Annotated in this window: 6 protein-coding genes; all 6 read left to right on the forward strand. The window is 40.2% G+C overall.

Annotated elements, in window-relative coordinates; genetic code table 11:
- Window positions 1–150: 150 nt before the first annotated feature.
- The 6 genes from V7659_RS09180 (at window position 151) to V7659_RS09205 (ending at window position 7,697) form a co-directional block, all read left to right on the forward strand.
- Window positions 151–1,626: a CoA-acylating methylmalonate-semialdehyde dehydrogenase gene (locus V7659_RS09180; protein ID WP_335539605.1), complete on the forward strand. Its 1,476-nt coding sequence runs from the start codon at window positions 151–153 to the stop codon at window positions 1,624–1,626.
- A gap of 81 nt (window positions 1,627–1,707) precedes the next feature.
- Window positions 1,708–2,526: a 5-deoxy-glucuronate isomerase gene (gene iolB / locus V7659_RS09185; RefSeq protein ID WP_335539598.1), complete on the forward strand. Its 819-nt coding sequence runs from the start codon at window positions 1,708–1,710 to the stop codon at window positions 2,524–2,526.
- Between the two features lie 16 nt (window positions 2,527–2,542).
- Window positions 2,543–3,541 carry a 5-dehydro-2-deoxygluconokinase gene (iolC, locus tag V7659_RS09190; RefSeq protein WP_335539600.1) on the forward strand — a complete coding sequence of 333 codons (999 nt, stop codon included), beginning with the start codon at window positions 2,543–2,545 and terminating at the stop codon, window positions 3,539–3,541.
- A gap of 14 nt (window positions 3,542–3,555) precedes the next feature.
- Entirely contained in the window at window positions 3,556–5,466 is a 1,911-nt protein-coding gene (gene iolD / locus V7659_RS09195; RefSeq protein WP_335539602.1) for a 3D-(3,5/4)-trihydroxycyclohexane-1,2-dione acylhydrolase (decyclizing), read from the forward strand.
- Between the two features lie 93 nt (window positions 5,467–5,559).
- Window positions 5,560–6,426 (forward strand): class II fructose-1,6-bisphosphate aldolase, encoded by an 867-nt coding sequence (gene fba / locus V7659_RS09200; protein WP_420491717.1) that lies wholly within the window; start codon window positions 5,560–5,562, stop codon window positions 6,424–6,426.
- 62 nt (window positions 6,427–6,488) lie between these two features.
- Window positions 6,489–7,697 (forward strand): MFS transporter, encoded by a 1,209-nt coding sequence (locus V7659_RS09205; protein WP_335539607.1) that lies wholly within the window; start codon window positions 6,489–6,491, stop codon window positions 7,695–7,697.
- The last annotated feature ends 219 nt before the right edge of the window (window positions 7,698–7,916 follow it).

A 7,916-nucleotide genomic window follows, 5' to 3' on the forward strand; every position in this document is an offset into this window, starting at 1 on the left:
GTATTAATATGTAATAAAAGATAACCAAAATATAACCAACAAGTAACAAAAAGTTAAAAGTATTTTACCAGTTAACTAGAGTCTAGATTGTTCTGAAATTAAAAATTACTCAAAAAATGATAAGAAGTTTTTCTTGAGGAGGAAAAAATGATGTCTAAAGTATTAACACAGGTAGAGAAGCTAAAAAATTACATTAATGGTGAATGGGTTGAAAGTAAAGCGACTCAATTCGAAGATGTGTACGATCCTGCGAAAAAAGAAGTCATTGCCCAGGTTCCTCTTTCAACAAAAGAAGAAGTTGATTATGCCATAGAAGTAGCAGCAAAAGCATTTGAAAGTTGGAAAAATGTACCTGTGCTAAAACGTACGAAAGTCCTGTTCAACTTCCAGCAACTATTAGAAAAAAACAAGCAAGAATTGGCTAAAATCATTACAATAGAAAATGGTAAGAATCTCACTGAAGCACTAGGGGAAGTAGGGCGCGGAATTGAAAATGTGGAATTTGCATCAGGTGCTCCTACACTGATGATGGGAGATTCACTTTCAACGATTGCCACAGATGTTGAGGTCACAAATTATCGTTATCCAATAGGGGTTGTTGGCGGAATTACACCATTTAACTTCCCAATGATGGTACCATGCTGGATGTTCCCAACCGCCATTGCCGTTGGAAATACATTCGTTCTTAAACCATCTGAAAGAACACCATTATTAGCTAATAGATTAGCAGAACTATTAGAAGAAGCTGGTCTTCCTAAGGGCGTATTTAATGTGGTTCATGGTGCACATGATGTAGTAAACGGGCTGTTAGACCACCCAGAAGTAAAAGCTATTTCATTCGTAGGTTCAAAGCCAGTTGGAGAATATGTTTATAAGCGCGGAAGCCAAAACCTAAAACGTGTTCAAGCCTTAACAGGTGCTAAAAACCACTCCATCGTATTAAACGATGCAGATTTAGAGCTTGCCACAACAAACGTTATCGCTTCAGCGTTTGGTTCTGCTGGCGAACGTTGCATGGCTTGCGCCGTTGTAACCGTAGAAGAAGGAATTGCAGATGAATTTCTTGAGAAATTAGTCCAGAAAGCAAAAGCAGTCAAAATCGGACATGGCCTTGATGAGGGTGTATTCTTAGGACCAGTTATTCGCGAACAAAATCAGCAGCGTACATTAGGATATATTCAAACAGGTATTGATGAAGGTGCTAAACTAGTATGTGATGGCCGTGAAAATGCCCCTGAAGAAGGATATTTTGTAGGGCCAACGATTTTCGACGATGTGACAACCGATATGACCATCTGGAAAGATGAAATTTTTGCACCAGTACTTTCAATCGTCCGTGTTAAACATCTAAAAGAAGCTGTTGAAACAGCCAATAAATCTGAGTTTGCAAATGGTGCATGTATCTATACATCAAACGCTTCGTCCATTCGTTACTTCCGTGAAAATATCGATGCAGGAATGCTGGGAGTTAACTTAGGTGTTCCAGCACCAATCGCTTTCTTCCCGTTCTCAGGATGGAAATCTTCCTTCTATGGAACATTACCTGCCAACGGAAAAGACGGCGTTGAATTCTATACACATAAAAAAGTTGTTACGGCTAATTATAAAACACCAAAATTTGAATAAGTGATAGCAACATAAAATGCTATTATCCTGTCCTTTACGGTCAGGATAATAGCTATTACATAGATAGGAGAGGATTACAAGGTGAGTAAATTGCTCCGAAAACCCAACACAATCGAAATGGCACAAGGAATTACCATCATTCAGGAAGTAACTAGTGAAAACTCCCCGTTAGAATATGTTGGTTTCAAAGTAGTAGATTTAGCCCCGGGTGCTAAGTATACAGAAGACTTAAGCAAAGTGGAATGCTGCATAGTTGCCTTGACAGGAAAAATAAATGTGTCGGCTGACGAAGAAGTTTTTGAGAATATTGGCACAAGGGAAAGCGTTTTCGAAAAGAAACCAACCGACAGTGTCTATGTTTCAAATGATCATTCTTTTGAGGTAGAGGCTGTTACACAAGCTCGTGTGGCTCTATGCTACTCTCCTTCAAACAATCAACTCCCAACAAAGTTAATAAAGGCTGAAGAGAATGGAATTGAAAATAGAGGAAAATACAGCAATAAGCGTTTAGTGCATAACATCTTACCTGATTCAGACCCGTCTGCAAATAGCTTGCTAGTTGTAGAAGTATTCACTGAAAGCGGAAACTGGTCAAGCTATCCCCCGCATAAGCATGATCAAGATAACTTGCCGGATGAATCCTTTTTAGAAGAAAGCTACTATCATGAAATGAACCCGAGGCAAGGATTTGTATTCCAACGCGTCTATACAGATGACCGTTCCCTTGATGAAACAATGGCAGTTGAGAATGGCGATGTCGTATTAGTACCGGCAGGCTATCATCCAGTTGGGGTTCCTGATGGTTATGAATCCTATTATTTAAATGTAATGGCAGGACCAACACGTATCTGGAAGTTCTACAACGAACCAGCCCATGAATGGATTCTAAACCGAAAATAAAGGAGTGGCTTTAATTATGAAAATTCAATTTCATTCTGATAGAGAGTTCGATCTTATTGCCATCGGCCGTGCTTGCATGGACTTAAACGCAGTGGAATACAATCGTCCAATGGAAGAAACGATGACATTTAAAAAATACGTGGGGGGTTCACCAGCAAATATCTCCATCGGTTCATCGAAGCTTGGTTTAAAAGCAGGATTTATTGGAAAACTCGCCAATGACCAGCATGGTCGGTTTATTGAGCAATATATGAGCGGTGTGGGTGTTGATACATCCAACATGGTGGTGGATCAAGAAGGTCATAAGACAGGCCTAGCTTTTACAGAGATTAAAAGTCCGGAAGAGTGCAGCATTCTCATGTACCGTGATGAAGTCGCTGATCTTTATTTACAGCCTTCAGAAGTAGATGAAAATTATATTAAAAGAGCAAAAGTTCTGCTTGTTTCCGGAACCGCTCTTGCAAAAAGCCCTTCTCGTGAAGCGGTGTTAAAAGCGATTCAACTAGCAAAGAAAAATGATGTAAAAGTAGTATTCGAATTAGACTATCGCGGATATACATGGACATCTCTTGAAGAAACATCTGTTTATTATACATTAGTAGCACAGCAGTCAGATGTTGTTGTTGGTACACGCGATGAATTTGATGTCATGGAAAATGTGACTGAAGGCAGCAACGCAGCAACCATCGAACAGTTGTTTAAGCATTCTCCAGAATTAGTTGTTATCAAACATGGTGTTGAAGGTTCCTATGCCTATACAAAGTCAGGAGAAACATTTAGAGGCCGCGCTTACTTAACAAAAGTATTAAAAACGTTTGGCGCAGGCGACTCTTACGCATCTGCCTTCTTATACGCTTTAATCACAGGCAAGGATATTGAAACCGCTCTTAAATTCGGCAGTGCCTCTGCAGCAATTGTAGTAAGTAAACACAGTTCTTCAGAAGCAATGCCAACCGTTGCAGAAATTGAACAATTGATTGAAGAAAGAACGGAAAAAGCAGAACAATTAAGCTAGAGGTGAAAATAGCCATGGGGAAAATTAGATTAACAACGGCACAAGCTTTAATCAAATTTTTAAATCAGCAATATATCCATGTGGATGGTAAAGAATCTTTATTTGTTGAAGGAATCTTTAATGTATTTGGACATGGGAATGTTTTGGGGATTGGGCAGGCACTTGAGCAATACTCAGGACATTTAAAAGTGATTCAAGGGAAAAACGAACAAGGGATGGCGCATGCCGCGATTGCCTACAGTAAACAAATGCTTCGTCAAAAGATCTATGCAGTCACGACATCTGTTGGACCAGGTTCAGCAAACTTGGCGGCAGCGGCTGGGACTGCCTTGGCAAATAATATTCCTGTTTTGTTTATCCCAGGTGATACCTTTGCAACCAGACAGCCTGATCCTGTTTTACAACAAGTAGAACAAGAATATAGCTTAGCTGTCACGACAAATGACGCCTTAAAGCCGGTCTCTAGATATTGGGATCGGATTACACGCCCAGAACAGTTAATGCCAAGCTTGCTTCGTGCCTTTGAAGTGATGACCGACCCGGGAAAAGCAGGTCCGGCAACGATTTGTATTGCGCAGGATGTCGAAGGGGAAGCGTATGACTATGATGAAAAATTCTTTGAAAAACGCGTCCATTATGTTGATCGTAAACTACCGGTAGAGCGCGAACTTAAGGGAGCTGCTGAACTGATCCGCGCAAGTAAGAAACCGGTCATTTTAGTGGGCGGTGGCGCAAAATACTCCCAAGCACGTGATATTTTAATTTCGCTTTCAGAAAAACATAACATCCCATTAGTAGAAACACAGGCCGGTAAAGCAACGGTAGAGTCCGATTTTAAAAATAATCTAGGTGGAATGGGTATTACCGGTACACTGGCAGCCAATAAAGCAGCACGTCAAGCCGATCTATTTATTGGAATTGGAACACGATATACCGATTTTGCGACTTCTTCCAAAACGGCCTTTGACTTTGACCAAACCAAGTTTTTAAACATCAATGTCAGCCGTCTGCAAGCATATAAAATGGATGCCTTCCAAGTTGTCGCAGATGCAAAAACAACATTAGAGCAATTGGCTCCATTACTAGAAGGATATGAAAGTGATTTTGGCAGTGAAATTGCTGAATTGAAAGCGGAATGGAATGCCGAACGCGACCGTTTGAGTCAAGTAACATTCCAACGTGAAAATTTCCTTCCGGAAGTAAAGAATCATTTTTCGCAAGAAGTACTAAATGAATATGCGGACGCACTTAACACAGAGCTTGCTCAGACGACCGCATTACTAGCTGTGAATGAGACCATTTCACCTGATAGCGTGATTATCACCGCAGCTGGGTCCCTACCAGGAGATGTACAAAGGATATGGAATACATCTGAACCAAATACGTACAATGTCGAGTACGGGTACTCGTGCATGGGGTATGAAGTTTCTGGTGCATTAGGGGTAAAATTAGCGGAGCCAACGAAAGAGGTATATTCACTTGTAGGGGATGGCAGCTTCCTATTGTTGCATTCTGAATTCATTACTTCCATTCAATATGGACAAAAAATCAATATTGTCCTCTTTGATAATTCAGGCTTTGGATGTATCAACAATTTACAAATGGATCATGGCGGCGGCAGTTACTTCTGTGAATTTAGAACCCATGATAATAAAATCTTGAATATTGATTATGCAAAAGTGGCGGAAGGATATGGTGCAAAAACCTACCGCGTCAATACAGTCGAAGAATTGAAAGCAGCTTTAGAAGATGCCAAGAAACAGGAAGGCTCAACTCTAATCGATATTAAAGTTCTTCCTAAAACCATGACTGACGGCTATGAGAGCTGGTGGAATGTCGGTGTAGCAGAAGTATCTGATAAAGAAAGCATTCAAAAGGCATTTGAGTTAAGAAAGCAAAAATTAGAAACTGCAAAACAATACTAATAAGCAAAAAACAACGTGAGGTTGGATCAAATTCACATGAATTTGATCTAACTTAATTAGTTTGAAAATTCAGATAAGAGGGGTGGGATGGAAATGATCGCAACATCAAGATTAGTTCCAATGAAAGAAATGCTTGAGAAAGCGAAAAAAGAAAAGTACGCAGTAGGGCAATTTAATATCAACAGCTTTCAATGGGCAGAAGCAATGCTAGAAGCGGCTGAGGAAGAACGGTCTCCTATCATTGTGGCCTCATCCGATAGATTAGTAGATTATTTGGGCGGATTTAAGACGATTGCTACGATGGTAAATAGAATTGTAGAGGAAAAGAAGATTACGGTACCAGTTGCCCTGCATCTTGATCATGGAAAAAGTGTGGAAAGATGTAAGGAAGCCATTGATGCTGGATATACTTCCGTTATGATTGACGGTTCGCACTATTCCATTGAAGAAAACATTGCCATGACAAAGCAAGTGACGGATTATGCCCGACTTCACGGTGTGACAGTTGAAGCTGAGGTCGGGACCGTGGGCGGTAAGGAAGATGGTCTCATCGGCGGCATTAATTACGCGGATCCACAGGAATGTTTACGGCTTGTTCAAGAAACAGAAATAGATGCATTGGCAGCGGCCCTTGGCTCTGTACATGGCCCCTACCAAGGAGAACCAAAATTAGGGTTCGCTGAAATGAAAGAGATTTCAGAATTAACCAATGTGCCACTTGTATTACATGGCGGTTCAGGCATCCCATTACACCAAATCCATCAAGCAATTGAACTGGGGCATGCCAAAATTAATGTGAATACAGAATGCTTGCAGGCATGGACGAAAGCTGTCCGAAATGTACTAGAGAACGATAAAGAAGTGTATGACGCCCGGGCAATCCTTACACCAGGTAAGGAAGCTGTGAAAGAAACAGTTAAAGAAAAGATTAGAGAGTTTAGATCAAGCAATAAAGCATAAAATCAACCGGGCGATCTTTGCCCGGTTTTTTCTTAAACTTTATTAACTTGGAGGTGGTATGCCTGAGTACTTTACGATCAAATAGAAACAAATATCTTTTTATTGTTGTTTCGTTTCTATTGTGGTTTCCGCAATTTCTCTATGTTCCTATTTTTTCACCCTATATGGAATCGTTGGGCGGAAAGTATACATTTATTGGGATTGTATTGAGCAGCTACGGGGTTATGCAGCTTTTATGCAGACTCCCAATTGGCATCTTTTCTGATGTAAAAAAAGTTAGGAAACCATTTATCATTTTTGGCATGTTGGTCAGCATGTTTAGTTGTGTGATTTTTTTACTAACAGATAGTTTAGGTTGGGCTCTTGCAGCCCGTGCACTTGCAGGAATTTCAGCAGCTACGTGGGTTGCCTTTACAGTCTTATATCCAAGTTATTTTGCTGATCATGAAGTCCATCGGGCAATGGGGAGTATTTCATTTATTGTCGTACTTGCCCAGTTTTTAGGGATGAGTTTCAGTGGTTCAATCGTAAGTGAATGGGGTTGGAAAGCTCCATTTTGGTTGGCTTTATCTTTCAGTGTTCTCGGTTTGATTCTATCCCTGTTTATCTATGAATCAAAAGAAGGGATAGAGAGAGCGCCGCTAAAGGTGAAGGAATTAGCGGCTGTAATAAAAGAACCATCATTGTTGAAGGTGGCATTTTTATCGATTCTGGCACATAGTATTATTTTTTCAACGATGTTTGGCTTTACATCCAACTATGCCCTCCAGATAGGCTTTACGAAAAGTGAGCTAACTTGGATCGTGTTTGCGTTTATGATCCCTCACGCCATTGCGACTCTTTTTATGGGGAGAGTATTGGTTCCACTTTTGGGTGAATGGAATGCCCTAAAGACGGCCTTTTTCCTTGCCTCTGTTTTTACGTTACTGATTCCGTTCGTTCAGAGTAAAGGATTATTATTGACCGTACAAATTTTTAGCGGATTTTCACTGGGCTTAATTTTCCCGTTGCTGTTAGGATTGGCCATTGAAAAAATTGCGCCCGAAAAACGAGCGACGGCGATGGGTGCCTACCAGGCGATTTATGCAATTGGCATCTTTGTAGGGCCATTTTTTGCGGGTATCTTTAATTCACTTATGGGGATTAAAGCAGGTTTTTATTTTGTCGGAGTACTGGGATTATTGGCTACGCTCCTCATCATCATTTGGGGGAAAGATCATGCTGAATTGACAATAGAAAAATCTATCGAAAAAAGTAAGGCTCGTGCCTAGTAAATATTTTGGAAAAAGATCTTCCCCTTTTTATTTAAAAAGGGGAATTTTTTGCTTTTTATGTGGATCTCTCATTCAAAACATTTCATAGTTTTGAATGCTCTTACAAAGAGCAAGATATTTAAGTAAGTGAGCAATATCACTTAATGTAATTGCGTATTTATTGTAATAAAATTAAACATGTAGAAAGCAATAAATGGTAGTAACTGTGAAAGGGAT

Origin of the sequence: Neobacillus drentensis (assembly GCF_036966985.1) — a bacterium.
Classification (GTDB): domain Bacteria; phylum Bacillota; class Bacilli; order Bacillales; family Cytobacillaceae; genus Neobacillus; species Neobacillus drentensis_E.